General features: G+C 55.9%; 20 protein-coding genes, 1 tRNA gene and 1 pseudogene. 17 read left to right on the top strand and 5 right to left on the bottom strand.

Features of this window, described 5'->3' with window-relative positions:
- The first annotated feature begins 168 nt into the window (after positions 1 to 168).
- From HWQ14_RS04455 to HWQ14_RS04485, 7 genes are read left to right on the top strand one after another with little or no spacing between them, the layout of a single operon-like run.
- Positions 169 to 942 carry a FliM/FliN family flagellar motor C-terminal domain-containing protein gene (locus tag HWQ14_RS04455; RefSeq protein ID WP_245166437.1) on the top strand — a complete coding sequence of 258 codons (774 nt, stop codon included), beginning with the start codon at positions 169 to 171 and terminating at the stop codon, positions 940 to 942.
- Positions 935 to 1,333, top strand: a complete 399-nt coding sequence (fliN, locus tag HWQ14_RS04460) for a flagellar motor switch protein FliN (RefSeq protein WP_148420448.1) — start codon at positions 935 to 937, stop codon at positions 1,331 to 1,333. Before HWQ14_RS04455 ends, fliN begins: the two co-directional genes overlap by 8 nt.
- Entirely contained in the window at positions 1,330 to 2,085 is a 756-nt protein-coding gene (gene fliP, locus HWQ14_RS04465; protein WP_176609069.1) for a flagellar type III secretion system pore protein FliP, read from the top strand. The genes fliN and fliP overlap by 4 nt, the downstream gene beginning before the upstream one ends.
- A gap of 2 nt (positions 2,086 to 2,087) precedes the next feature.
- Positions 2,088 to 2,360: a flagellar biosynthesis protein FliQ gene (fliQ, locus tag HWQ14_RS04470; protein WP_047347521.1), complete on the top strand. Its 273-nt coding sequence runs from the start codon at positions 2,088 to 2,090 to the stop codon at positions 2,358 to 2,360.
- 6 nt (positions 2,361 to 2,366) lie between these two features.
- On the top strand, positions 2,367 to 3,140 hold the full coding sequence (locus HWQ14_RS04475) for a flagellar biosynthetic protein FliR (RefSeq protein WP_148420446.1): 774 nt from the start codon (positions 2,367 to 2,369) through the stop codon (positions 3,138 to 3,140).
- Positions 3,140 to 4,267 (top strand): flagellar biosynthesis protein FlhB, encoded by a 1,128-nt coding sequence (gene flhB, locus HWQ14_RS04480; RefSeq protein WP_176609070.1) that lies wholly within the window; start codon positions 3,140 to 3,142, stop codon positions 4,265 to 4,267. The genes HWQ14_RS04475 and flhB overlap by 1 nt, the downstream gene beginning before the upstream one ends.
- Entirely contained in the window at positions 4,260 to 6,356 is a 2,097-nt protein-coding gene (locus tag HWQ14_RS04485; RefSeq protein WP_176609071.1) for a flagellar biosynthesis protein FlhA, read from the top strand. The genes flhB and HWQ14_RS04485 overlap by 8 nt, the downstream gene beginning before the upstream one ends.
- Position 6,357: 1 nt before the next feature.
- On the opposite strand, the gene HWQ14_RS04490 is transcribed toward HWQ14_RS04485, so the two are convergent.
- Entirely contained in the window at positions 6,358 to 7,203 is an 846-nt protein-coding gene (locus HWQ14_RS04490) for a hypothetical protein (RefSeq protein WP_227009609.1), read from the bottom strand.
- A gap of 629 nt (positions 7,204 to 7,832) precedes the next feature.
- On the opposite strand from HWQ14_RS04490, the gene HWQ14_RS04495 reads away from it, so the two are divergent.
- Positions 7,833 to 8,450 carry a trimeric intracellular cation channel family protein gene (locus HWQ14_RS04495; protein ID WP_023299016.1) on the top strand — a complete coding sequence of 206 codons (618 nt, stop codon included), beginning with the start codon at positions 7,833 to 7,835 and terminating at the stop codon, positions 8,448 to 8,450.
- 2 nt (positions 8,451 to 8,452) lie between these two features.
- Here the strand turns inward: HWQ14_RS04495 and ligB are convergent, their stop codons facing one another.
- On the bottom strand, positions 8,453 to 10,123 hold the full coding sequence (ligB, locus tag HWQ14_RS04500) for an NAD-dependent DNA ligase LigB (RefSeq protein WP_176611151.1): 1,671 nt from the start codon (positions 10,121 to 10,123) through the stop codon (positions 8,453 to 8,455).
- A 251-nt stretch (positions 10,124 to 10,374) separates the two neighbouring features.
- Here ligB and gmk point away from each other — a divergent pair, with 251 nt between their 5' ends.
- Genes gmk through recG form a run of 5 tightly spaced genes read left to right on the top strand, consistent with a single transcriptional unit; the run spans position 10,375 to position 16,241 of the window.
- The gene (gene gmk, locus HWQ14_RS04505) at positions 10,375 to 10,998 is read left to right on the top strand and encodes a guanylate kinase (protein WP_148420442.1); all 624 of its coding nucleotides are present in this window, start codon (positions 10,375 to 10,377) and stop codon (positions 10,996 to 10,998) included.
- Positions 10,999 to 11,052: 54 nt separating this feature from the next.
- A complete protein-coding gene (gene rpoZ, locus HWQ14_RS04510) occupies positions 11,053 to 11,328 on the top strand; it encodes a DNA-directed RNA polymerase subunit omega (protein ID WP_000135058.1) in 276 nt (91 codons plus the stop codon).
- 19 nt (positions 11,329 to 11,347) lie between these two features.
- Positions 11,348 to 13,462 carry a bifunctional GTP diphosphokinase/guanosine-3',5'-bis pyrophosphate 3'-pyrophosphohydrolase gene (gene spoT / locus HWQ14_RS04515; protein ID WP_148420441.1) on the top strand — a complete coding sequence of 705 codons (2,115 nt, stop codon included), beginning with the start codon at positions 11,348 to 11,350 and terminating at the stop codon, positions 13,460 to 13,462.
- Positions 13,463 to 13,466: 4 nt separating this feature from the next.
- Positions 13,467 to 14,156, top strand: coding sequence for a tRNA (guanosine(18)-2'-O)-methyltransferase TrmH (gene trmH / locus HWQ14_RS04520; protein WP_148420440.1), 690 nt, complete (start codon positions 13,467 to 13,469; stop codon positions 14,154 to 14,156).
- A 3-nt stretch (positions 14,157 to 14,159) separates the two neighbouring features.
- Entirely contained in the window at positions 14,160 to 16,241 is a 2,082-nt protein-coding gene (gene recG / locus HWQ14_RS04525) for an ATP-dependent DNA helicase RecG (protein ID WP_176609072.1), read from the top strand.
- Between the two features lie 3 nt (positions 16,242 to 16,244).
- Here the strand turns inward: recG and gltS are convergent, their stop codons facing one another.
- Positions 16,245 to 17,447: a sodium/glutamate symporter gene (gltS, locus tag HWQ14_RS04530; RefSeq protein WP_176609073.1), complete on the bottom strand. Its 1,203-nt coding sequence runs from the start codon at positions 17,445 to 17,447 to the stop codon at positions 16,245 to 16,247.
- A gap of 225 nt (positions 17,448 to 17,672) precedes the next feature.
- Here gltS and xanP point away from each other — a divergent pair, with 225 nt between their 5' ends.
- Both xanP and HWQ14_RS04540 read left to right on the top strand, forming a co-directional pair.
- The gene (xanP, locus tag HWQ14_RS04535; RefSeq protein ID WP_176609074.1) at positions 17,673 to 19,064 is read left to right on the top strand and encodes a xanthine/proton symporter XanP; all 1,392 of its coding nucleotides are present in this window, start codon (positions 17,673 to 17,675) and stop codon (positions 19,062 to 19,064) included.
- A gap of 119 nt (positions 19,065 to 19,183) precedes the next feature.
- Positions 19,184 to 20,887: an AsmA family protein gene (locus HWQ14_RS04540; RefSeq protein WP_176609075.1), complete on the top strand. Its 1,704-nt coding sequence runs from the start codon at positions 19,184 to 19,186 to the stop codon at positions 20,885 to 20,887.
- 61 nt (positions 20,888 to 20,948) lie between these two features.
- Here the strand turns inward: HWQ14_RS04540 and yicI are convergent.
- Both yicI and HWQ14_RS04550 read right to left on the bottom strand, forming a co-directional pair.
- Positions 20,949 to 23,268 (bottom strand): annotated as a pseudogene (gene yicI, locus HWQ14_RS04545) (alpha-xylosidase).
- 12 nt (positions 23,269 to 23,280) lie between these two features.
- On the bottom strand, positions 23,281 to 24,672 hold the full coding sequence (locus tag HWQ14_RS04550) for a glycoside-pentoside-hexuronide family transporter (protein ID WP_176609076.1): 1,392 nt from the start codon (positions 24,670 to 24,672) through the stop codon (positions 23,281 to 23,283).
- A gap of 288 nt (positions 24,673 to 24,960) precedes the next feature.
- On the opposite strand from HWQ14_RS04550, the gene HWQ14_RS04555 reads away from it, so the two are divergent.
- Together HWQ14_RS04555 and HWQ14_RS04560 are read left to right on the top strand one after the other, a co-directional pair.
- Positions 24,961 to 25,055, top strand: a tRNA-Sec gene (locus HWQ14_RS04555).
- 11 nt (positions 25,056 to 25,066) lie between these two features.
- A complete protein-coding gene (locus HWQ14_RS04560) occupies positions 25,067 to 26,059 on the top strand; it encodes a retron St85 family effector protein (RefSeq protein WP_245166438.1) in 993 nt (330 codons plus the stop codon).
- Positions 26,060 to 26,108 lie beyond the last annotated feature (49 nt).

Raw genomic sequence — 26,108 nt, forward strand, 5'->3', positions numbered from 1 at the left:
AGGTCTTCACCCTTACGTTATGGTCATACCAGGAATTGTTATCAAAGCGGAATAAACATGTACCCTGCTTCAGAACGAATCAGAATCCACCAGCAGAATAACCTTCCTGATCTGGTAAAGCTTGATGTGAGTAAACTCGGCCGACCATGGCATAAGCTACCTAAGTTAATGAATGATAGCTTTGATATTCTTGATGCGCGCCTGAGCATTTACTTTCTGAAAAAACTACGGGTTAATGCCGCGCTGGAATCAATGACCTTTGTCATTGATAAGCATTATAAGAATGCACAGATATTCTCTACGCCTTACGGGAATATCGGTTTTGTTATTGACCGTATTTTATTACTTAACGTGCTTCATGATTATTACGGCCTGAGTAAAGATACCAATCAGATAGCGCCCGATGAGTCATTACCGATAACCAAAACGGAAGAACGCCTTAAAAGTAAGCTGGGGCAAGAGCTCACGTCGCTGATTATCTGCAAAGAAACCTTTGGCGAAGATCTGGATATCAAGGTGGATTATTCCGCCGTCATTAATCAGTGGACCTGGGGCATCACCTTTACTCTGGCCGGCTACAGCCACGGCAATTTTACCGTCCTGCTGGACAATCATCACGTCGATCAGATGCTCGCTACGCTGCGCACGCCGGATCTTCACGCGCGGGCCACTGAGAAAAGCGTGACCCTAAGCCCGGCCCAGATCGAACGCCTGTTCGACAGCCTGCCGCTGAAGCTGACCGGCCGCCTCGCCAGCCTGAACCTGACCGTCGCGCAGATTGCCGACATCAAACCCGGGGACATTATTCCGATCGCAATTAACGAACCGGTGCCGGTTTTTATCGGTAAAGAACAGATTTTTGAAGCCGCAATCGCCGAAGATCGCAGCAAGCTTTTCTTATGCGATATCCATGACAAGACAACCGAGAAGCACTATGAGTGATTTGCAACATGAGCTGAGCCAGTCTCTGGACCTGGACGACCTGAACCTGAGCGATATGCCGCAGGAAGAGACCGTTGAAGGCAATATCCGCCTTGATATTCAGCCTGAAATCCGCCATGCGCCACAAACCGACGAACGCCGCATGGCGCTGTTCAGCCGCATTCCGGTCACGCTTACCCTGGAAGTATCCTCCGTGGATATCTCGCTGGCTGAACTGATGTCGGTGAATAGCGATTCCGTGATCGAGCTGGACAAAATGGCCGGTGAGCCGCTGGATATTAAAGTGAACGGCATTGCCTTCGGCAAAGCGGAAGTGGTGGTCCTGAACGACAAATACGGCCTGCGCATTATCGAGTTCAATGCAAAAGAACTGGGCGAGCTGACCCGATGAACCGCACGTTTTACCGCAACGGCTTGACGCTGCTGCTGGTGGCTGGCCTGCTGTTTGCTACACCCGCTCTGGCGGCTAATGGCGATATCACGCTGTTTAGCACTACGGCGAACGGCGCAGGACAGGATTACAATGTCAAAATTGAAATCCTCATTCTGATGACCCTGCTCGGCCTGCTGCCGATCATGGTGTTGATGATGACCTGCTTTACCCGCTTTATCATCGTGCTGGCGATCCTGCGTCAGGCGCTGGGCCTGCAGCAGAGTCCGCCCAACAAGATCCTTACCGGCATTGCGCTGGCCCTGACGCTGCTGGTGATGCGTCCGGTATGGACCACGATTTACGCCGATGCCGTCGAGCCGTTCCAGAATGACCAGATCACCCTTAAGCAGGCGCTGGTTAACGCCGAAGGGCCGCTGAAGAAGTACATGCTGGCACAAACTAACACCAAAGCGATGGCGCAGATCATGACCATCGCCGGGGTTGAAGGCGATGCCCGCGAGCAGGATTTGACCATCGTCACCCCGGCCTATCTGCTGAGCGAGCTTAAAACGGCCTTCCAGATCGGCTTTATGATCTACATCCCTTTCCTGGTTATCGACCTGATCGTCGCCAGTATCCTGATGGCGATGGGGATGATGATGCTGTCGCCGCTTATCGTCTCGCTGCCGTTTAAGCTGATGCTGTTCGTGCTGTGCGACGGCTGGACGCTTATCGTCGGCACGCTCACCTCCAGCGTGCAGGGGCTGTAGCGATGATGAACATGGACACGGCGGGCGACATCATGGCCTCCGGCATTCACCTGGTGCTGGTGATCTCCGCCGTGGCGATTATTCCCAGCCTGATTGTCGGCCTGTGCGTCAGTATTTTTCAGGCCACGACCCAGATTAACGAACAGACGCTGAGCTTCCTGCCGCGGCTGGTCGTGACGCTGGGCGTACTGATTTTTGCCGGGAAATGGATGCTGACCCAGCTGGTAGATTTTACCGTCCAGATTTTTCATCAGGCGGCGGCGCTGGTGGGTTAACGCGTAATGGGAATCGATATTCAGGCGCTGTTGACGCCGATAATGGCGCTGGTTCTGCCCTTCTTCCGCATTCTCGCCTTTTTACAATTTGCGCCGGTACTCGATAACCGCGTCTTTTCACGACGTATCAAAATCGGGACCGCGCTGGCGCTGGCCATCATCATTACGCCTATGCTGCACCACAACGTGGTGCTTAACGAACTGCTATCCATGCGCAGCATACTGCTCATTGGCGAACAGCTGCTGTGGGGATTTCTCTTCGCTACGGGGCTGCAGCTGGTATTCGTCGCGCTACAGACGGCGGGGCATATTCTGTCGATGAATATGGGGCTCGGGATGGCGATGATGAACGACCCCGTTAACGGCAGCTCCACCACGGTTATCTCGCAAATTATCTATATCTTCTGCGGACTGCTGTTTTTCATTATGGACGGCCATTTATTGCTGGTCACCATTCTGTTCAAAGGCTTCAGCTACTGGCCCATCGGACAGGCCATTAACCAGCCGTCGCTGATGTTGGTCGTGCAGGGGCTAGGCTGGATTATGGCCTCCGCCACGCTGATTGCGCTGCCAACCACCTTCGTGATGCTGATCGTCCAGGGCGGATTCGGCCTGCTCAACCGGGTGTCGCCGACGCTTAACCTGTTCTCCCTTGGTTTCCCTATCAGCATGCTGTTTGGGCTGCTGTGTATCTCAATGCTGGTGACCAACATTCCGGATCACTACCTCAATCTGACCAATGAAATTCTGGCGAAACTTGACGCCATAAGGGTTCAGTAATGGCCTCTGGCGGCGATAAGAGCGAAAAACCTACCCCCAGGAAGCTGCGCAAAGCGCGGGAAAAGGGTGACATTCCCCGCTCAAAAGATTTAACGATGGCGGTCGGCCTGCTGGCGTCCTTTTTCACTCTGTCGGCGTTTTTACCTTATTACCACCAGCTCATCGGCGAGTCATTCGCCGCCGCCGGCACAATGGCGCAAGACCTCGATAACCCGACCATTCTGAACCAGTTTCTGATGCTCAATCTGAGCGTGTTGCTGCGTTTTATCGCCACGCTAACCCCCATTCCGCTGGCCTGCATCGTCGCCAGCCTGGTGCCGGGCGGCTGGTTATTTACGCCAGTGAAGCTCAAGCCGGACTTTAAAAAACTCAGCCCCATAAGCGGCGTCAAGCGTATGTTTTCCGCCAGCCATTACACGGAAGTCGGCAAAATGCTGCTGAAATGCGCGACTATCCTGGCCGTGCTTTACACCATGGTTCATAGCCAGATGAGCGAGCTGCTGCACCTGCAACAGCTGTATCTGAACCAGGCAATTGGCTATGGATTCACCATTTTCCATCATGTTGTCAGCTACTTTGTCGCCGTTATCGTCATTTTCGCCCTGCTTGATGTGCCCCTGAGCAAATTCATGTTTACCAAAAAAATGCGCATGACTAAGCAAGAGGTGAAAGAGGAGTACAAAAATAATGACGGGAATCCGCAGATTAAGGGGCGAATTCGCCAGCTACAGCGCCAGATGGCGATGGGACAGATTTCGCGCACCGTGCCCACCGCCGACGTCATTATCACTAACCCGACCCACTATGCGGTGGCATTGAAGTACGACCCGCAGAAGGCAGAAGCGCCCTACATCGTCGCTAAGGGGATTGATGACGTAGCGCTGTGGATCCGTGAAGTGGGAGCCAGTCACAGCATCGAAGTGGTGGAGTTCCCGCCGCTGGCGCGCGCGGTGTATTACACCACCCGGGTGAATCAACAAATTCCGGCGCAGCTGTTTCGCGCCATCGCTCACGTGCTGACCTACGTCATGCAGCTCAAATCCTGGCGCGAAGGCCGCGTTGAGCAAAAACCCCGCCTGAACAGGCAAATAGATATTCCTCAAGAGGTATTAAAATCCAATGGATAACAGTAAGTTGCACAACTTGCTTAGCGTGCTCCGCAAGGGGCAAGTCGCGGTACCTGTCCTGCTTCTCTGCGTGCTGGCGATGGTTATCCTGCCGCTGTCGCCGCTGATGCTGGACATCCTGTTTACGTTCAATATCGTGCTGGCGGTCATCGTGCTGCTGGTGGCGGTAAACATGCAGCGCCCACTGGATTTTGCCGTTTTCCCGACCCTGCTGCTGATCACCACGCTGATGCGCCTGACGCTGAACGTGGCGTCGACGCGCGTCGTGCTGCTGAACGGTCATCTGGGCGAGGGGGCGGCCGGTAAGGTGATCGAGGCCTTCGGCCAGGTGGTGATTGGCGGCGATTTCGTCGTCGGCTTCGTCGTATTTATCATCCTGATGATCATTAACTTCGTGGTGGTCACCAAAGGGGCGGAACGTATTTCAGAAGTCTCCGCGCGCTTTACGCTGGACGCGCTGCCGGGCAAACAGATGGCGATTGACGCCGACATGAATGCCGGGCTTATCAATCAGCAGCAGGCACGGAACCGTCGACAGGAGGTGGCGAAGGAAGCAGACTTCTACGGCGCGATGGACGGTGCGTCGAAGTTCGTTCGCGGCGACGCCATCGCCGGGATTATGGTGCTGATCATCAACGTGATCGGCGGTATCTGTATCGGTATCTTTAAATACGATCTCGACGCCAGCCACGCCTTCCGCCAGTACGTGCTGCTGACGATTGGTGACGGCCTGGTCGCCCAAATCCCGTCGCTGCTGCTGGCAACCGCTGCCGCCATCATCGTTACCCGCGTCAGTGAAGGTAACGACATCAGCGATGAAATTAAAAGCCAGCTGCTCTCCAGACCGAGGGTGCTCTACACCGCCGCGTTCGTCATGTTTATTCTTGCGATCGTGCCGGGGATGCCCCACGTTGCCTTCCTGAGCTTTACGGCGCTGCTGCTGTTTGCCGCCTGGCGACAAAGCAAAGCAGTGCAGCCTGCGCCAAAAGAGACGGATATGGAGGCGATTGGCGACGCGCTGGCACCCGACGCCAACCCGCCGATTACCTGGGACAGCATTCCGCTCGTGGAACCGATTGGCCTGAACCTCGGCTATAAGCTGGTTTCCATGGTCGATGAATCCAAAGGCAGCCCGCTGTCGCTGCGCGTGCGCGGGGTTCGCCAGGTGATCTCCGAACTGTGCGGCGTGCTTTTGCCCGAAATCCGCATCCGCGAAAATTTCCGCCTCAAGCCTGCTCAGTACGCCATTCATATTAACGGCATCCGCACGGCGATGGGGGACGTTAACGCCGAAAAGCTGATGGCCATACCCGGAACAGAGCTTTATGGGGAAATCGATGGGGTGCTGGACACCGACCCGGCCTACGGTATGGCAATTGTATGGATTGACCCGGAGCAGAAGGCTAAAGCGCTGAATCTGGGCTACCAGGTCGTCGACTGCGCAAGCGTAGTGGCTACGCATATTAATAAAGTTGCCCGTGAACATCTGCCGGAGCTGTTTAATTACGATGACATCACCCATCTGCATGCCCGCCTGGCACAGCAGGCGCCGAAGCTGGCAGAAGATTTAAACGCCGCGCTAAACTATAGTCAGCTGCTGCGCATTTACCGCCAGCTGCTGCTGGAGCAGGTGTCGCTCAAGGATATTGTCACCATCGCCTCGACGCTACTTGAAAGCTCGGCGGTTACCAAAGATCCGATATTACTTACGTCAGACGTGCGTTACGCGCTGCGTCGCGCCCTCGTCCACAGCATCAATGGCGATCGTCCGCAGCTTGCGGCCTACACCATTGATAGCCAGCTGGAAAATATGCTGTTGAGCGCGCTCAACCAGGCTCAGCAGGCAGGAAAAGTGGCGCTGGACAGCTTCCCGGTCGATCCAAACATTCTGACGCAGCTGCAAAATACGATGCCGATGATTTACGAGCAGATGAAAGCGAAAGGCCTGCCGCCGCTGCTGCTGGTCACCCCGCAGCTGCGTCCGGTCATTTCACGTTACGGCAGATTGTTTGCCAGCGGCCTACACGTGCTTTCCTATAATGAAGTGCCGGACGACGCCGATCTGAACGTGGTGGGGACCCTCGCCTGATTTATTGCGCCAAATAACGCAGCTTCCACTCCGCCAGGGTACGCGGCATTTTGACGGCGTCGTTGCCCTGGGTACTGAAGTAAGAAAACGTTAGCTTACCTTTGCCGTTCGGTTCGATCCGCGCCGCCCAGATGTCGTGGGCGGTGTACATAATGATTGCCGTACGGGTATTCGCGGCACCGCGGACCCACATTGATACCACCGTTGCGCCAACATTATCCATATCATCCTGATAAATATAGATATTAGCGGTATCAACGAATTTTTGATAATCGTCACCCACCAGCGCGCGGAAACGTTCGTCCACCTCCGCATTTGGGAAGATTTCCAGGGTACGCAGCGTCGCTTTCGGCCGCGGATCCTGCTCTGACTTCAGGTAGCGCCCATCGATAAATGCCCCGCTCGGCATTAAGAGGCGACAGCCCCAGTCCGCGTTGCTGTAGGCCTGTATTGCGCCGCTAATTCGCGGAATAAATAGCACCTTACAATGTTTGCTATCGACCATATTATCGATCAGCACCATGCCGTTTATTTTTCGGGCTTCGGCGGTGAACTCATCTTTATTCAGTCCCGCCCAGATGCGTATATCGGCGACGATGGACCAGTCCGCGCTATGGCTGAACTGGATCACCCCACCGCTGACGTTGGCGGCACTGGTATTCCACCAGCGCCCCTCCCAGGAGAAGCCAGACGGCACGTCGGCTATCCGGCTGATTCCGCTATAGTAAGCCCGCTCAATGCAGTCGTCCGAAGCGCACTCACCGAGCGATTTTTCCCACTCCTCAAACTCCTGATGCACCCGGCCGGCATCGCGAGCGACCAGCATCGCCCGGTAGACGTTGGTCATGGTGTCATCCAGCCAGTGAAGATTAGCATTATTACAGACCGTATTCTGGAGCGGAGTAACGGCACGCTGGCAATTCACCGCGTAAACACTGGTACTCGTCAGTGCAGCTGCAAAAATAAGATATTTAATCAAACACTTAACCATTAGGATATTTTTTAATCAAAAAGGGCGCATATTTTGTCTAAAACATTTTTTTAATGCAATAAAACGTTATAAATAATTCACAAAATCAATATTTAAATATTTGTTTTTAATGTTACTCAATTTTGTCATTTATTTATTTTATAAATGTAATATCGACTATTTTGTTATAAAGAATAATCGTCGGTAAAGTAAGTGCCCTTACAGGGCTTTTCTTGAGCATGTGACGATCTCGCCAAACCCTGCGCAGCAGAATGCTGCAACGGGCTGCTTTCACGCTTTAGCTTTTTTAAGGTTAAATCCAACCTTGCGCTGCTAATATCCGAGATGAATCCCAATTATTTATCCAATTAAAACAGTATATTAAACTTATCAAACATTACGCACGATCATTATTATTTCTTATCCGAAATGAGTCACTTTAGAAAATCTCAATCGTGATCTTCCGCACAAATCGCTAACCTCCACGCCTTCATACTGGAGGTTTTATGCTGCTTCACATTCTTTATCTTATTGGCATTACCGCAGAAGCCATGACCGGCGCGCTCGCCGCCGGACGTCGCCGTATGGATACCTTCGGCGTGATCATTATCGCCACTGCCACCGCGCTGGGCGGCGGGTCCGTGCGCGATATCCTGCTTGGTCATTATCCGCTCGGCTGGGTCAAAAACCCTGAATACGTCATTATCGTCGCGACTGCCGCCGTATTGACCACCATCGTGGCACCCGTCATGCCTCACCTGCGCCGCCTGTTCCTGGTGCTGGATGCGCTTGGGCTTATCGTCTTTTCCATCATTGGCGCGCAAATCGCGCTCGATATGGGGGAAGGCCCGGTAATCGCCACCATCGCAGCCGTGATAACGGGCGTGTTTGGCGGCGTGCTGCGCGATATGTTTTGCAAACGCATACCTCTGGTCTTTCAGAAGGAGCTGTATGCTGGCATCTCCTTTGCCGCCGCGGTGCTCTATGTTGCCTTACAGCACTATGTAACCAATCACGACGTGGTGGTTATCTCCACGCTGCTGTTTGGGTTTACCGCGCGTATGCTCGCGTTGCGCCTGAAGCTCGGCCTGCCCGTTTTTCACTACAAGCACAACGCGCATTAAATTCAGAACCCGTTAATGTGCTGCTCAGCCAGCCATCTTGCCAGCCCATCAACGGGAGGCGCATGCAGCCAGCTCACGATCTGCTGCGCCTTCTCTTCACCTGTTCCCGGCAAAGCCTGCCAGTCAGCGGCGCTCCGCTGATTAAGCGCCTGCCACGACGCCGCCCCAACCGCATTCAGCGTGGCTTTTGTCAGCGGGATCCCCATCGCTGTGACCCAGCGAATAAAGGGTTGTTTGCGCACCCGATTAAAACGATGCCAGAGCGATAGCCCGCGCCCGGCGGAAAAGCCCGGCGTGGACTGTAGCTGTTCCTGCGTCAGTGTTAACCACGAAAAAATATGCTCGAAACGATGCGTCTGATGAAGCGTCCGCCAGCCCGCCTCGCCTAACCCCTCGATCCCCAGCCCCTGCTTCGAGCTAAGCCACGTCAGCCGGGCAAAGAACTGTTCCATACACGCCGGTGAGGCATAAAAACAGGTCAGTGAATGGTACCGCGGGGCCGGAGGTTCGGGTTTTTTCCTGTCCGCTCCCCGCCAGACAACCCGGTCGAACCGGGGGATCCCCTGTCCGGCAAGGCTTATCAGAACCTGATCGCCGGGAACAACGTCCAGCCGCTGCCAGCGGGCAACCGAGCCCAGGCTCACCCGCCACACCTGTTTATCATCAAGCTTTACCGGATCCAGCTCGGCTACCACGGACACCTTACCCGTTCGCCCGACGCCAAACTGTATCCCTCGCACCTCAGCAACCTGAGCGACAGGCGTATATTTCCATGCGACAACCCAGCGCCCTTCACCGGGCAACCAACCGTCGCCCGCGGGTTCATCCGCTGAGCGCACCACAATGCCGTCCGTGGCAAAGGGCAGTGCTGCTGTATGCCACGCTGAACGCTGCGCTTCGACCGCATCCACAGACGCGGCGGGCAGCGTATAACGCGCCGTCAGGGCGAACCCGGCTTTTGACAACGCATCCAGAGAGGCCTGCATCTCTTTCGGTCCATCCGGCCAGGCCCAGATAAACACGCCTATTTGTCTGAGCAGCGCGCTATCATTTTGACGCATCATGGCGCCCGCCACTTTTGCCCGCATGTTCATTCCCCCCATCTGACGCTGGATGTGGTTTTCACGGATCCAGAACAGTTCGCCCTGTAAGACGCTGTTTGCCAGGGGGCCGGACAGGTTTTGCGGAACAGAGGGGATCGAGCGAACCTGCGCCGTCCAGTCTTCGCCTTTTACACCGTTGCCACGGCTAATGGCCTGGGCAAGCTTCCCACTCTGGTACACCAGCGTCACAGCCACGCCATCCACCTTGGGCTGCATCCAGAGATGCTGCCGGGCTTGCATCCACCGGCTGAGCTCAGCCTTACCGGCAACCTTATGCACGCCCGTATGCGCAACCGGGTGTTTCACACTGCCCGTAAGAGGGGGCAGCTTCTCCCCGGCAGAGGCATGACCAAAACAGTGCTGCCACTGATTCAACCGCGCGTTAAGCTGATCGTACACGCCGTCATCAACGTCACTTTTTCCCTGCTTCCAGTAAGCATCGTCCCAGCGTTTGATCTGCGCGCTCAGCGCTGCAATTTCCTTCTCTGCTTTTGCCTGCGACCATACCGGGCACACCGCTAACCCGGTGCCACACCACAACAGCGCTAACCCGCTTATCCATCGCCACATCATTACCCCTCCCTTGCGTTGGAGGAGGTATAACCCGGCGTTGAAAACTACGCGAATGGCAACGTTACGCTTTGCGAGGCGTTATCCAGCGTTTCTTTTTATTGCTGCAAACCGCAGATAAAACCTGAAAACGGCACGCAAAAATCAATAATCCAGGGGAAAAAGTGTGACAAAGGCTACGTCACACAGCGGCGACGTGTATAATAAGCCCGTATGTAGGACTTCTTCGCTAACACATACAAAAGACTCTCATGGCTCAAGGCACGCTTTATATTGTTTCTGCCCCTAGTGGCGCGGGTAAATCCAGCCTTATTCAGGCACTGTTAAAAACCCAACCGCTGTACGATACACAGGTTTCTGTTTCTCACACCACGCGGGCACCGCGTCCGGGTGAGGTGCACGGTGAACACTATTTCTTTGTAAATCACGACGAATTTAGAGCGATGATTGCCAGAGACGCGTTTCTTGAACACGCGGAAGTTTTCGGTAACTACTACGGAACCTCGCGTGAAACCATTGAGCAGGTACTGGCTACGGGCGTGAACGTGTTCCTGGATATCGACTGGCAGGGCGCGCAGCAAATTCGTAAGAAAATGCCTGATTCGCGCAGTATCTTTATTTTACCGCCATCGAAAGATGAACTGGATCGCCGCCTGCGTGGCCGCGGTCAGGACAGCGAAGAAGTTATCGCGAAGCGTATGGCACAGGCTGTTGCAGAAATGAGCCATTACGCGGAATATGATTACCTTATTGTGAATGATGATTTTGATGCCGCGCTGAGCGATCTCAAAACTATCCTTCGCGCAGAACGTCTGCGTATGAGCCGCCAGAAGCAGCGACATGACGCATTAATCACCAAACTGTTGGCAGACTGAACCCACTTTCAGTATCATGCCCAGTCATTTCTTCACCTGTGGAGCATTTTAAGTATGGCACGCGTAACTGTTCAGGACGCTGTAGAGAAAATTGGTAACCGTTTTGACCTGGTACTGGTCGCCGCGCGTCGCGCTCGTCAGATGCAGGTAGGCGGTAAAGATCCGCTGGTACCGGAAGAAAACGATAAAACCACCGTTATTGCACTTCGCGAAATCGAAGAAGGTCTGATCAACAACCAGATCCTCGACGTGCGTGAGCGCCAGGAGCAGCAAGAGCAGGAAGCCGCAGAACTGCAGGCCGTAACCGCCATTGCTGAAGGTCGTCGTTAATTAAACCTGCGGGTCGCCCTTGTATCTGTTTGAAAGCCTGAATCAACTGATTCAAACCTACCTGCCTGAAGACCAGATTAAGCGTCTTCAGCAGGCGTATCTCGTTGCACGTGACGCTCACGAGGGCCAGACACGTTCAAGCGGTGAACCCTACATCACGCACCCGGTGGCGGTGGCATGCATTCTGGCCGAGATGAAACTCGACTACGAAACGCTGATGGCCGCCCTGCTGCATGACGTGATCGAAGATACCCCTGCCACCTACCAGGATATGGAACAGCTGTTTGGCAAAAGCGTTGCCGAGCTGGTGGAGGGGGTCTCTAAGCTTGATAAGCTGAAATTCCGCGACAAGAAAGAGGCGCAAGCCGAAAACTTTCGCAAGATGATCATGGCGATGGTGCAGGATATCCGCGTCATTCTCATCAAGCTCGCTGACCGTACCCACAACATGCGCACGCTGGGCTCACTTCGCCCGGATAAACGTCGCCGCATCGCCCGTGAAACCCTCGAAATCTACAGTCCGCTGGCGCACCGTTTAGGTATTCACCACATTAAAACCGAGCTGGAAGAGCTGGGTTTTGAAGCGTTATACCCAAACCGCTATCGCGTGATTAAAGAGGTGGTGAAAGCCGCACGAGGTAACCGTAAAGAGATGATTCAAAAAATCCTCTCTGAAATCGAAGGGCGCTTGCAGGAAGCCGGCATTCCGTGCCGCGTCAGCGGTCGCGAAAAGCATTTGTACTCTATCTACTGTAAAATGGTGCTCAAAGAGCAGCGTTTTCACTCGATCATGGATATTTACGCATTCCGCGTAATCGTCCACGACTCGGACACCTGCTACCGCGTGCTGGGGCAGATGCATAGCCTGTACAAGCCACGTCCGGGGCGCGTCAAAGATTACATCGCCATTCCAAAAGCGAACGGATATCAGTCTTTGCACACCTCGATGATTGGCCCGCACGGCGTTCCGGTTGAGGTGCAAATTCGTACCGAAGACATGGATCAGATGGCGGAGATGGGTGTCGCGGCACACTGGGCTTATAAAGAGCACGGTGGCGAAAGCAGCACTACTGCGCAAATCCGCGCTCAGCGCTGGATGCAGAGCCTGCTGGAGCTACAGCAAAGCGCAGGCAGCTCGTTTGAATTTATCGAGAGCGTTAAATCCGATCTCTTCCCGGATGAGATTTACGTTTTCACACCTGAAGGGCGCATTGTCGAACTGCCTGCGGGTGCGACACCGGTCGACTTCGCTTACGCCGTACATACCGATATCGGCCATGCCTGCGTGGGTGCCCGCGTCGACAGGCAGCCTTATCCGCTGTCTCAGCCGCTCTTCAGCGGGCAAACGGTAGAGATCATCACCGCGCCGGGCGCCCGTCCTAACGCAGCCTGGCTGAACTTTGTCGTGAGCTCTAAAGCGCGTGCGAAAATCCGCCAGCTGCTGAAAAACCTCAAGCGCGACGACTCCGTCAGCCTGGGGCGTCGTCTGCTTAACCACGCCCTGGGTGGCAGCCGCAAGCTGGCTGAGATCCCGCCAGAGAATATTCAGCATGAGCTGGAGCGCATGAAGCTCGCCTCGCTGGATGACCTGCTGGCAGAGATCGGCCTCGGCAACGCCATGAGCGTGGTGGTGGCCAAGAACCTGCAACAAGGCGAAACGACAGCCGTTCCTGCCACCGCGCAAAATCATGGCCATCTGCCGATCAAAGGCGCTGACGGGGTGCTGATTACCTTCGCCAAATGCTGCCGTCCGATCCCTGGCGACCCGATTATTGCGCACGTCAGCCCGGGTAAAGGGCTGGTGATCCACCACGAATCCTGCCGTAACATCCGTGGCTACCAGAAAGAGCCAGAGAAGTTCATGGCGGTCGAGTGGGATAAAGAGACGGCGCAGGAATTTATCACCGAAATCAAGGTGGATATGTTCAACCACCAGGGCGCACTGGCAAACCTGACGGCAGCGATCAACACGGCCTCGTCCAATATTCAGAGCCTGAATACGGAAGAGAAAGACGGCCGCGTTTACAGCGCCTTTATTCGCCTGACCGCCCGTGACCGCGTGCATCTGGCGAATATTATGCGCAAGATCCGCGTAATGCCGGACGTCATTAAAGTCACCCGTAACCGAAACTAGCATTATGAATTCAAAACGTTACGAGCGAATCTGCGAAATGCTCGCCAGGCGTCAGCCTGATCTGACGGTCTGCATGGAGCAGGTCCATAAACCTCATAACGTCTCTGCTATCGTTCGCACCGCAGATGCCGTCGGCGTACATGAAGTACACGCCGTCTGGCCGGGCGCACGCATGCGCACCATGGCCTCGACTGCCGCAGGCAGTAACAGCTGGGTATCCGTGAAAACTCACCAGACCATTGGTGAAGCGGTCTCGCACCTGAAGGGGCGCGGCATGCAGGTTCTGGCAACCAACCTCTCCGACAAAGCCGTAGATTTCCGTGAGATCGACTACACTCGCCCGACCTGCATTTTGATGGGTCAGGAGAAAACGGGGATCACCCAGGAAGCGCTGGATTTGGCAGATCGGGACATCATCATCCCGATGATCGGCATGGTCCAGTCACTGAACGTGTCGGTCGCCTCTGCGCTTATTCTGTATGAAGCACAGCGCCAGCGTCAGAACGCCGGCATGTACGAGCGCAGCAACAGCATGCTGCCGGAAGATGAACAGCAGCGCCTGCTGTTTGAAGGTGGCTATCCGGTGCTGGCTCGCGTTGCGAAGCAGAAAAAATTGCCTTACCCCCACGTCAACGCGCAGGGCGAAATTGAAGCCGATGCCGAGTGGTGGTCTACCATGCAGTACGCCGGGTAAACCATGAAAGGCCGCCTGCTGGACGCCATCCCGCTCAACAGCCTGACGGGCGTGGGCGCGGCACAAAGCAGCAAACTGGCGAAGATTGGCCTGCATACCGTGCAGGATCTCCTGCTCCACCTCCCCCTGCGTTACGAAGATCGTACCCAGCTTTATAAAATTGGCGATCTGCTGCCCGCTATTTACGCCACCGTTGAAGGCGAAGTGCTGAACTGCAATATCACCTTTGGTGGACGCAGGATGATGACCTGTCAGATCAGCGACGGGACCGGCATTCTCACCATGCGCTTTTTCAACTTCAGCGCGGCGATGAAAAACAGCCTTGCCGCAGGCCGACGCGTGCTCGCGTACGGTGAAGCCAAACGTGGTAAATACGGTGCGGAGATGATCCACCCGGAATACCGCATACAGGGCGATCTCAGCTCGCCTGAGCTACAGGAAACGCTCACGCCGGTTTATCCGACCACCGAGGGCGTTAAGCAGGCAACGTTGCGCAAGCTCACCGACCAGGCGCTGGAGCTGCTCGATACCTGCGCCATTTCCGAGCTGCTGCCCCCGGAGCTGGCGCAAGGCATGATGAGCCTGCCGGAAGCGCTGCGCACCCTGCACCGTCCGCCGCCGACGCTTCAGCTCACAGACTTAGAAAGCGGTAAACACCCCGCACAGCGGCGTCTTATCCTTGAGGAGTTACTGGCTCATAACCTGAGCATGCTGGCACTGCGCGCCGGTGCGCAGCGTTTCCACGCTCAGCCTTTAGGCCAGCGTGATGAACTCAAAGATAAGCTGCTGGCCTCACTCCCGTTTAAACCCACCGGCGCACAGGCGCGGGTTACCGCCGAGATTGAACGCGATATGGCGCTCGACGTGCCGATGATGCGCCTGGTGCAGGGCGACGTGGGTTCCGGTAAAACGCTGGTTGCAGCGCTGGCCGCGCTACGCGCCATCGCCCACGGCAGGCAGGTGGCGCTGATGGCACCGACTGAGCTGCTGGCCGAGCAGCACGCCAGTAATTTCCGCAGTTGGTTCGCGCCGCTGGGCATCGAGGTGGGCTGGCTGGCCGGGAAACAGAAGGGCAAAGCGCGCCTTGCGCAGCAGGAGGCGATAGCCAGCGGGCAGGTGCAGATGATTGTCGGTACGCACGCCATTTTCCAGGAACAGGTGCAGTTTAACGGCCTGGCGCTGGTCATTATCGACGAGCAACACCGCTTTGGCGTGCATCAGCGTCTGGCGCTGTGGGAGAAAGGTTTGCAGCAGGGCTTCCACCCGCATCAGCTGATCATGACCGCCACGCCTATCCCGCGCACCCTGGCAATGACGGCCTACGCCGATCTGGATACCTCCACCATCGATGAACTGCCGCCGGGCCGTACGCCGGTGACCACGGTCGCCATACCGGACACGCGCCGCAGCGACATCATTGACCGGGTGCGCAACGCCTGCACCCAGGAAGGCCGTCAGGCGTACTGGGTCTGCACCCTGATTGAAGAGTCTGAGCTTCTGGAAGCGCAGGCTGCCGAAGCCACGTGGGAAGAGCTAAAGCTCGCCCTGCCGGAGCTGAACGTCGGACTCGTTCACGGCCGCATGAAGCCCGCCGAGAAGCAGGCGGTAATGCAGTCGTTCAAGCAGGGCGAGCTGCATTTACTTGTTGCGACAACGGTCATCGAGGTAGGTGTGGACGTGCCAAACTCCAGCCTGATGATTATCGAGAACCCGGAGCGTCTGGGCCTGGCGCAGCTCCACCAGCTGCGGGGCCGCGTGGGGCGTGGCGCGATCGCCTCCCACTGCGTGCTGCTCTACAAAGCGCCGCTGTCGAAAACCGCGCAGATGCGTTTGCAGGTATTACGCGACAGCAACGACGGCTTCGTGATTGCGCAAAAAGATCTGGAGATCCGCGGCCCGGGCGAACTGCTGGGCACGCGTCAGACGGGTAATGCCGAGTTTAAAGTGGCAGATTTGCTGCGCGATCAGGCCATGATCCCCGAGGTTCAACGCCTGGCGCGCCATATTCATGAACGCTACCCCGAACAGGCGGCAGCGTTAATCGAGCGCTGGATGCCGGAAACCGAACGGTATTCCAACGCCTGACGATCAGCCAAACATCGGCAGCATCAGGTATAGCTTGATGACCAGCGCGTTGACGATATCAATGAAGAACGCGCCAACCATCGGAACCACCAGAAACGCCATGTGCGACGGGCCGAATCGTTCAGTGATCGCCTGCATGTTGGCGATGGCCGTAGGCGTTGCCCCCAGCCCAAACCCACAGTGACCCGCTGCCAGTACCGCCGCATCATAGTTTTTGCCCATCATGCGCCAGGTGACAAAGATGGCATACAGCGCCATAAACACGGCCTGAACCGCCAGAATCGCCACCATCGGCAGCGCCAGCGACGCCAGCTCCCACAGCTTGAGGCTCATCAGCGCCATCGCCAGGAACAGCGACAGACTGACGTTACCCAGCACGGACACCGCGCGTTCAAAGACGCGGTAGAAGCCCATCTGCGCCAGACCGTTGCTCAGGATCACCCCGATAAACAGCACGCAAACGAACGTTGGCAACTCGAAGGCCGTTCCCGCCAGCCATTGCGCAACGATTTTGCCCACGGTGAGGCAGATCGCAATCATGGCGATGGTTTCAATCATCACCAGCGAGGTGATGCTGCGGCCAACGTCCGGTTTTTCGAATGCCGTTGGCACCATTTCATCATCCGGTCTGCCTTCCGGCGTGGTGGAGTGCTTCACCAGGTAACGCGCTACCGGGCCGCCAATCAGGCCGCCAAGCACCAGACCAAAGGTCGCGCAGGCCATCGCCACTTCCGTCGCGTTTTCAAAGCCATAGCGTTCGATAAACAGTTTGCTCCACGCCGCCCCCGTACCGTGGCCGCCTGACAGGGTGATTGAGCCCGCCAGCAGACCCATCAGCGGATCCAGCCCCAGCAAAGACGCCATACCGATGCCGATGGCGTTTTGCATCAGCAGCAGCCCAACCACGACAATCAGGAACACGCCCAGCACCTTGCCGCCCGAGCGCAGGCTCGCCAGGTTGGCGTTCAGGCCGATAGTGGCAAAGAAGGACAGCATCAGCGGATCTTTAAGGGACATGTCAAAATCGATTTCCCAGCCCATGCTTTTTTTCAGCACCAGCAGGGCCAGCGCCACCAGCAACCCACCGGCGACAGGTTCAGGAATGGTGTACTTTTTCAGAAAGGAAACACTGTGTACCAGCTTGCGACCAAGCAGAAGAACCAGCGTTGCGGCAACAAGGGTCGACAACGTATCGAGATGAATCATAAGAGGCTCCTGTTATGCGCGTATTCCATACACACGCGGCGTTATCCTGGGCCGGGTTATGCTCGTCATGAGCCACCGGCGCGAAAAGTGTAATTTTTTTTCCCTCTGCGTTGTAGAAAACCTGCTCACACCGGCAGATTTTCTCTCTTTTTTTTGCTGGCAATCGTTTGCTTTTACCAGGTGGTCAGATAAAATGCCCGCTTTTCCACCGTGGGATTGCCGCCGATGTCTGTTAATACTCTGGAGTCTTCTGATGCGCAACCGATTGCGCAGAAGCAAAACAGCGAACTGATTTACCGCCTTGAAGATCGTCCCCCGCTGCCACAAACCCTGTTTGCCGCCTGCCAGCACCTGCTGGCGATGTTCGTTGCGGTCATCACGCCTGCTCTGCTGATTTGTCAGGCGCTGGGATTACCGGCACAGGATACGCAACATATCATCAGTATGTCTCTGTTCGCTTCCGGCGTGGCCTCCATTATTCAAATTAAAGCATGGGGTCCGGTGGGTTCGGGTTTATTGTCGATTCAGGGCACCAGCTTCAACTTCGTGGCGCCGCTGATCATGGGCGGTACGGCACTGAAAACCGGCGGCGCAGATGTCCCGACGATGATGGCAGCGCTGTTCGGCACCCTGATGCTGGCAAGCTGCACAGAGATGATTATTTCCCGCGTGCTGCACCTGGCGCGCCGCGTGATCACCCCGCTGGTCTCCGGCGTGGTGGTGATGATTATCGGCCTGTCGCTGATTCAGGTGGGCCTGACCTCCATCGGAGGCGGCTACGCGGCAATGAGCGACCATACCTTTGGCGCCCCGAAAAACCTGCTGCTGGCTGGCGTCGTGCTGGCGATCATTATTCTGCTTAACCGCCAGCGTAACCCTTACCTGCGCGTTGCGTCGCTGGTGATCGCCATGGCGGCCGGTTACCTGCTCGCATGGGCGCTGGGCATGTTGCCTGAAAACACCGCGCCAGCGAACGCGGCGCTGATAACCGTCCCTACCCCGCTCTATTACGGCCTGGGCATTGACTGGAGCCTGCTGCTGCCGCTGATGCTGGTCTTTATGATCACCTCGCTGGAGACCATTGGCGATATCACTGCCACCTCCGACGTTTCCGAGCAGCCGGTGTCTGGCCCGCTGTATATGAAACGCCTGAAAGGCGGCGTGCTGGCGAACGGCCTGAACTCCTTCGTCTCTGCGGTGTTCAACACCTTCCCGAACTCCTGCTTCGGCCAGAACAACGGCGTGATCCAGCTGACCGGCGTCGCCAGCCGCTACGTTGGCTTCGTGGTGGCGCTGATGCTGGTCGTTCTCGGCCTGTTCCCGGCGGTGAGCGGATTCGTGCAGCACATCCCTGAGCCGGTCCTGGGCGGCGCGACGCTGGTCATGTTTGGCACCATCGCCGCCTCCGGCGTGCGTATCGTTTCACGCGAGCCGCTGAACCGCCGCGCAATCATGATTATCGCGCTGTCTCTCGCCGTGGGTCTTGGCGTGTCCCAGCAGCCACTGATTCTGCAGTTTGCCCCGGACTGGGTGAAGAACCTGCTCTCCTCCGGCATTGCCGCGGGCGGCATCACGGCTATCGTGCTGAACCTCGTATTCCCGCCTGAAAAGAACTGATCCTCCTCACGGCAGACTGTCAATGCCTGCCGTGACATCTCTTTACACCATTCCCGCCTTGAGCATTGCGCATAAATCGTGCATAACTCCTCTATATGCGTTTCGCGGGAGGGAAGACCATGAAATTTATTGGAAAGCTGCTCATCTATCTTCTGGTAGCCCTGCTTATTGTAGTGCTCGCCTTCTATTTTCTGCTCCAGACCCGCTGGGGCGCGTCGCAGGCTAGCAGCTGGATCACGGAGAATACCGATTACGAGCTCAGCTTCGACCAGATGGATCACCGGTTTTCATCTCCTTCCCACGTCCTTCTGGAGAACGTCACCTTCGGACGCGATGGCCAACCGGCCACGCTGGTCGCCAAAACGGTGGACATTGGCTTAAGCAGCCGTCAAATCACCGACCCGCTGCATATGGACACCATCGCCCTGTCTGATGGCACGCTGAATTTATCGCCGCAGACTGCACCGCTGCCGTTCCAGGCCGACCGTCTGCAGCTCAACAACATGGCCTTTAACAGCCCGAATACGGCGTGGGATCTGAGTGCGCAAAAGGTCACTGGCGGCGTCAGCCCGTGGCAGCCAGAGGCGGGGAACGTGCTGGGGAAAAAGGCGCAAATCCAGATGAGCGCCGGCTCGCTCACCCTCAACGGCATACCGGCCAACAACGTGCTGATCCAGGGGCAACTCAACGGTAATGAGGTGGCGCTGAACACTATCGGTGCCGATATGGCGCGCGGCTCGCTTACGGGCTCGGCCCTGCGTAACGCCGACGGCAGCTGGGTAATTAATACCCTGCGTCTGAACGAGATCCGCCTGCAAAGCGATAAACCGCTGCTGGATTTCTTCGCCCCTCTCGCCACGCTGCCTTCGTTACGGATCGGGCGGCTGGACGTGACCGATGCCCGCCTGCAGGGGCCAGACTGGGCGGTGACCGACCTGGATTTGAGCCTGCGCAACCTGACGCTGAGCAAAGGCGACTGGCAAAGCCAGGAGGGTCGCTTATCCATGAACGCCAGCGAATTTATCTACGGCTCGCTGCACCTGTACGACCCGATTATGAATGCGGAATTTTCCCCGCAGGGTATGGCGCTGCGCCAGTTCACCTCCCGCTGGGAAGGCGGTATGGTGCGCACGTCCGGTAACTGGCTGCGCGAGGGTAAAGCCCTGGTGCTGGATGATGTCGCCGTTGCCGGGCTGGAGTATACGCTTCCGGAAAACTGGAAAACGTTGTGGATGGATCCGCTGCCGGCGTGGCTGAACAGCGTGACGCTGAAAAAATTCGGCCTGAGCCGCAATCTGGTGATCGACATCGATCCTGCTTTCCCGTGGCAGATCACCTCTCTCGACGGTTACGGCGCCAACCTGCAGCTGGCGAAAGACCGTAAGTGGGGCGTATGGGGCGGCAGTGCGACCCTGAACGGCGCGGCGGCAACCTTTAACCGCGTCGATGTGCGCCGCCCGTCGCTCGCGCTGAACGCCAACGCCGCGACGGTGAATATTACTGACCTGAGCGCGTTTACCGAGAAAGGGATCCTGGAGGCGACCGCCACGGTTTCACAGCTGCCGCAGCGGCAGACCACCGTTAGCCTGAACGGGCGCGGCGTGCCGCTCAGCGTGTTGCAGCAGTGGGGCTGGCCAGCCCTGCCGATTGCGGGTGACGGTAATATTCAGTTGACTGCCAGCGGTAGCGTGCAGGCGAATGCGCCCCTGAAGCCAACGGTGAACGGCAAGCTGAGCGCGGTAAATATGGATAAACAGCAGGTGCAGCAGACGATGACGGGTGGTGTGGTATCGACACTACCCTCACCCCAGCCCTCTCCCTGAAAGGGAGAGGGAGCAAACCATTCCCTCGCCCCTTTGGGGAGAGGGTTAGGGTGAGGGGGAATTAAAGGTGCACCACCACCTCATCCCCCTCCGCTTTCACCACCACGCCCCACTCGCTGCCCGCGTGCGTTCCGCCCTTCACGCCGCCTACCTTCTGCACGTTGCGCAAGCATACCGACCAGTTCCGCGCTTCACCCGCACCGGTAAGGGTCACGGTGTCGCCCTGGCGTGACGCCTTCAGCGTAAATACCACCGAACCGTCCGCCGCAGGCACTTCGCTTACCGCCGTTGCGCCATCGCTCAGGTTAAACAGCTGGAAGGCCGTCCCCTCGTTCCACGCGTAGTCCGGTTTCTGGCTATTGTTGCCCAGCGCCAGCAGCGTGTTGTCGCGCACATACACCGGCAGGCTCTGGAAATCGTGCTGCTGCTTATGCCAGCGGTTGCCCTCAACGTCGTCGTTATGCCACAGGTGCGTCCAGCGGCCTTCCGGCAGATAGAACTGCACGTCGCCCGCCTCGGAGAACACCGGCGCCACCATCACGGAATCCCCCAGCATGTACTGCCGGTCGAGGTAATCGCACGCCGGATCGTCCGGGAACTCCAGCATCATCGCCCGCAGCATCGGCGTGCCGCACTCGCGAGCCAGCGCCGCCTGACGGTACAGGTAAGGCATCATCCGGCATTTCAGCTGCGTGAAGTAGCGCACCACGTCGCAGGACTCGTCATCGTACGCCCACGGCACCCGGTAGGATTTGCTGCCGTGCAGGCGGCTGTGGCTGGAGAGCAGCCCGAACGCGCACCAGCGTTTGTAGACGTGCGCCGGGGCGGTGTTTTCGAATCCGCCGATATCGTGACTCCAGAACCCGAAGCCGGACAGGCCAATCGACAGCCCGCCGCGCAGGCTTTCCGCCATGGATTCGTAGTTGGCGTAGCAGTCCCCGCCCCAGTGCACCGGGAACTGCTGCGCCCCCCACGGACGCGGAGCGGGCAAACAGCACCGCCTCCTCTTCGCCCACCGTCTCTTTCAGCACGTTCCACACCAGTTCGTTGTAGATGTAGGCGTAATGGTTATGCATCTTCTGCGGATCGGCCCCGTCGAACCATCGGACATCGGTCGGGATCCGCTCGCCAAAGTCGGTTTTGAAGCAGTCAACGCCGATATCTACCAGGCCCTTCAGCTTATCGGCATACCACCGGCACGCTTCCGGGTTGGTGAAGTCGTAAATCGCGAGCCCAGGCTGCCATTTGTCCCACTGCCACAGGGAGCCGTCCGGCCGCTTAAGCAGGTAGCCCTTCGCCTTCAGCTCCTGAAATACCGGCGATTTCTGGCCGATATACGGGTTAATCCACACGCAGACCTTCAGCCCTTTCTCCTTCAGGCGGCGGATCATGCCTTCCGGGTCCGGGAAGGTCGCCGGGTCCCACTCGAAGTCGCACCACTGGAAGGCCTTCATCCAGAAGCAGTCGAAGTGGAAAACGTGTAGCGGCAGGTCGCGCTCGGCCATGCCGTCGATAAAGCTGTTTACCGTCGCTTCGTCGTAGTTGGTGGTGAACGAGGTAGTCAGCCACAGGCCGAACGACCACGCCGGCGGCAGCGCCGGACGCCCGGTGAAGCGGGTATAGCGGTTCAGCACCTCTTTCGGCGTCGGACCGTCGATCACGAAATACTCGAGATATTCCCCTTCCACGCTGAACTGCACTTTGGAGACTTTCTCGGAGCCGACTTCAAACGAGACGTTTTCCGGATGATTGACCAGCACGCCGTAGCCGCGGTTGGTCAGGTAGAACGGGATGTTTTTGTAGGACTGCTCGGTGCTGGTGCCGCCGTCGCGGTTCCAGGTATCTACCGTCTGGCCGTTGCGCACCAGGGCGGTAAAGCGCTCGCCCAGGCCGTAAACCGTCTCCCCCACGCCCAGATCCAGACGCTCAAATACGTAATTGCGATCGGTATTGGTATCCTGCACGTAACCGTTGTTTTTCAGCTGGCTGCCGGTTATGCGCTGGCCGTTGCGCAGGAAATCCAGCGCCCAGAACTCGCCTTTGGTAACGCGCACGCTGACGCTGCCGCTTTTCAGTTCGGCAAAATCGGCGTTGTTTTCAATCTCTACCTCTACGTTCTTCAGCACGTTGAGCGGATAGTGCGGGCCGTTGTTCAGCGCGCCCTGGAAGTGCTCGATGCGCACCCCGACAATGCCTTCCTGCGGAGCAAACAGGCGCACCGTGAACATCAACGTGTCGAGCTGCCAGGTACGTTCGCGCACGTCGCGCGGGGCGACATACGCCACCAGGTCATTGCCCTGCCGCTCCACGTCGAACACCTGAACCGGATACGTCACGTTCAGCCCCGGTTGAATAAGCCAGTTTCCATCACTGATTTTCATGCTTTCGTCCTCTTAGTTCTGTAATTCTTTGCCGGTCGGCAGGTTTTCAAACTCCTGCTGATTGCGGCGCGCACCGTGTGCCAGCTCGCTCAGGATTTTGGTCAGGAAGGGGGTTTTAAGCGTGTAGTAGCGTTTGGCGATAATGGCGCTCAGCACGTAGCAGATCGCCGGCGCCAGCGTAAACAGGCCGATAATGATGCTGATGGTCGTGCTGTTCTGCGTACTGGCTGCCGCGTCGTAGCCGCCGCCGGCCAGCATCCAGCCGATTGTCGCGCCGCCCAGCGCGAGGCCGAGCTTCAGCACGAACAGCGTGCCCGCGAAGCTGATGCCGGTCAGGCGTTTGCCGTTGGTCCATTCGCCGTAGTCGACGGTATCGGACATCATCACCCACTGGATTGGCGTCACCAGCTGGTGCAGCACGCCGATAACGAAAATAAAGGCGAACATCAGCACCGTGGCATGCATCGGCACAAAGAACATCGCAACGCTGACCACGGCCAGCGCGGCGTTGGTCCACCAGAAGATGCTGACCTTGCACTTCCAGTCGGTGAGCGGTTTCGCCAGCGCGGAGCCGATCAGGTTGCCGACGCAGTAGGTGGTGAGGAACGCGACGAACACCTCCGGCGAGCCCATTATCCAGGTGCAGTAGTACATCATCGCGCCGCCGCGCACGCAGACGGCGAGGATATTGAGGATGGTCAGCACGCCGACGATGCGCCACTGGTCGTTGTGCCAGATGTCGCGCAGGTCTTCACGCATGGAGGTGGTGCTCGGCGGTACCTGGATGCGCTCTTTGGTGGTGAAGAAGCAGAACGCCAGCATCAGGAACGCGACCACCGACAGCACGGCGATCCCGCCCTGGAAGCCGAACGCTTTATCGTCTCCGCCGATCAGATTTACCAGCGGCATCATCAGCACCGTGGAGAGCATGCCGCCCGCCGTCGCCAGCACAAAGCGCCAGGATTGCAGGGAGATGCGCTGCGTCGGGTCGTTGGTGATCACCCCGCCCAGCGCGCAGTAAGGGATATTGACCACGGTGTAGAGCAGGGTCAGCAGCGTGTAGGTAATGGCGGCGTAAACCATTTTGCCGTTGAGGCTGAGGTCCGGCGTGGTGTAGGCCAGCACGCAGACGATGCCGAACGGGATAGCGCCGAACAAAATCCACGGGCGGAACTTGCCCCAGTGGCTGCGGGTGCGATCGGCAATCAGCCCCATGCAGGGGTCGGAGATTGCGTCCAGCGCACGCGCCAGCAGGAACATGGTGCCGACAAACCCGGCGGGAATGCCGAAAATATCGGTGTAAAAAAACATCATGTACAGCATGACGTTATCAAAAATGATATGGCTGGCGGCGTCTCCCATGCCGTAGCCAATCTTCTCTTTTACTGACAATACTTCGCTCATCTTCTTATCCTTCACGCTGTAGGGGGCGCTGAGACCGGTTGCTTTGGTTTTAAACCATTGTTTCAGATGCGAGTATTGCGTTTTCTGGTTAGCAGATTACGTTTCTTGTTTTTTGTGATCGGGATAAAAGTTGATGAGCACGAAATGCTAACCTGAGGATTTTCTTAAGAATTAACTGAAACAGGGGGATTCAGGTCAAAAGAGAGGTGAAAAAAGTGGTGTGGGGTATGTGGTAAATGTCTGAAAGTAGCTATAATGCGCCCCGCCTCCATGTAGCAATCGAGGCGCGGAAGATCGTCATCTCCGGTGAGGTGGCTGGACTTCAAATCCAGTTGGGGACGCCAGCGTTCCCGGGCAGGTTCGACTCCTGTGATCTTCCGCCAAAAATGAATCAGTGCATTTTGGCATTTCAGCTTATTTAATCCCTGTTTTCACTCATAGAAAATATACACAAGCTTTTTTTTATGGCAGAATAAATTTATTGGCTGATTACATGAAGACGAAAAAAATGTCCGTACACATGCCTATAAATATAGAATCATTTTCAGATAAAGATTTAAGAAAATATATTGACTCCATCATAAACATTATTACAAATGGTATTAATGATACAAAAAAAGTTATCTTTATTTGTGGGAAAGATAAATCGGATAAAGAAAGCTTTCGCTTTAAAATATCTCAATTACTAGAACAAAAAACTAATTATCAGCTGGCATATCCCGAAGATCTTTTTGAAGATCTATTGGAGGGACAAGCAAGCAATAGCTTATTATCTTTAGAACAACAATTAGCTGAAGCAGTAGACTTAATAATCCTAATCCCAGAAAGCCCTGGTTCTTTCGCAGAACTTGGCGCTTTTTCAACGCAAAAAGAATTAGCAGAAAAAATGCTCGTGTTGAGGCCTAAAAAATATAAAAGCGATAAAAGCTTCATTAACCATGGACCAATCAGACTTGTCAGATCTTATAAAGGAAAAATATTAGACATACAAAGTAAATTTGATAATCAAAAAATTGAGCATACATCTTCGATATTGAAGACTGTAAAAAAAATGATCCCATCAGGAAGAAAATCTAAATCAATAAATAATATTCTATTGTATCAAAACCATATATTATTATTAATCTATCTTTTCGATAGCTTATCTATGAATGCTATCCATAAACTAATGGCATTAATACTTTCCAAAAGAAAACTAACCAATCAAGAGGTCATTGGATGTAAAGCGGCCATACATTCACTTATAAGATCTTTATTTATCGAGAAGATTGGTGATGAATTCTCAATTACCAGCCGTGGTTTTTTGGACATACAAAATAAATATTATGCATTAAATGAAATAAGTAGCTTAAGAGTTAGCATAATGAATAAACAATTGTCTCCTTAGGGGTAGACATTCATTTCTGTTTATAGAATAATGACTAAGCTAACTCCTA

Source organism: Enterobacter cloacae, assembly GCF_013375935.1.
GTDB lineage: Bacteria > Pseudomonadota > Gammaproteobacteria > Enterobacterales > Enterobacteriaceae > Enterobacter > Enterobacter pasteurii.

Coding starts and splice junctions, on each gene's coding strand:
- HWQ14_RS04455 (WP_245166437.1), top strand. CDS start 169: ATGAATGATAGCTTTGATATTCTTGATGCGCGCCTGAGCATTTACTTT.
- fliN (WP_148420448.1), top strand. CDS start 935: ATGAGTGATTTGCAACATGAGCTGAGCCAGTCTCTGGACCTGGACGAC.
- fliP (WP_176609069.1), top strand. CDS start 1,330: ATGAACCGCACGTTTTACCGCAACGGCTTGACGCTGCTGCTGGTGGCT.
- fliQ (WP_047347521.1), top strand. CDS start 2,088: ATGATGAACATGGACACGGCGGGCGACATCATGGCCTCCGGCATTCAC.
- HWQ14_RS04475 (WP_148420446.1), top strand. CDS start 2,367: ATGGGAATCGATATTCAGGCGCTGTTGACGCCGATAATGGCGCTGGTT.
- flhB (WP_176609070.1), top strand. CDS start 3,140: ATGGCCTCTGGCGGCGATAAGAGCGAAAAACCTACCCCCAGGAAGCTG.
- HWQ14_RS04485 (WP_176609071.1), top strand. CDS start 4,260: ATGGATAACAGTAAGTTGCACAACTTGCTTAGCGTGCTCCGCAAGGGG.
- HWQ14_RS04490 (WP_227009609.1), bottom strand. CDS start 7,203: ATGACCAACGTCTACCGGGCGATGCTGGTCGCTCGCGATGCCGGCCGG.
- HWQ14_RS04495 (WP_023299016.1), top strand. CDS start 7,833: ATGCTGCTTCACATTCTTTATCTTATTGGCATTACCGCAGAAGCCATG.
- ligB (WP_176611151.1), bottom strand. CDS start 10,123: ATGTGGCGATGGATAAGCGGGTTAGCGCTGTTGTGGTGTGGCACCGGG.
- gmk (WP_148420442.1), top strand. CDS start 10,375: ATGGCTCAAGGCACGCTTTATATTGTTTCTGCCCCTAGTGGCGCGGGT.
- rpoZ (WP_000135058.1), top strand. CDS start 11,053: ATGGCACGCGTAACTGTTCAGGACGCTGTAGAGAAAATTGGTAACCGT.
- trmH (WP_148420440.1), top strand. CDS start 13,467: ATGAATTCAAAACGTTACGAGCGAATCTGCGAAATGCTCGCCAGGCGT.
- recG (WP_176609072.1), top strand. CDS start 14,160: ATGAAAGGCCGCCTGCTGGACGCCATCCCGCTCAACAGCCTGACGGGC.
- gltS (WP_176609073.1), bottom strand. CDS start 17,447: ATGATTCATCTCGATACGTTGTCGACCCTTGTTGCCGCAACGCTGGTT.
- xanP (WP_176609074.1), top strand. CDS start 17,673: ATGTCTGTTAATACTCTGGAGTCTTCTGATGCGCAACCGATTGCGCAG.
- HWQ14_RS04540 (WP_176609075.1), top strand. CDS start 19,184: ATGAAATTTATTGGAAAGCTGCTCATCTATCTTCTGGTAGCCCTGCTT.
- HWQ14_RS04550 (WP_176609076.1), bottom strand. CDS start 24,672: ATGAGCGAAGTATTGTCAGTAAAAGAGAAGATTGGCTACGGCATGGGA.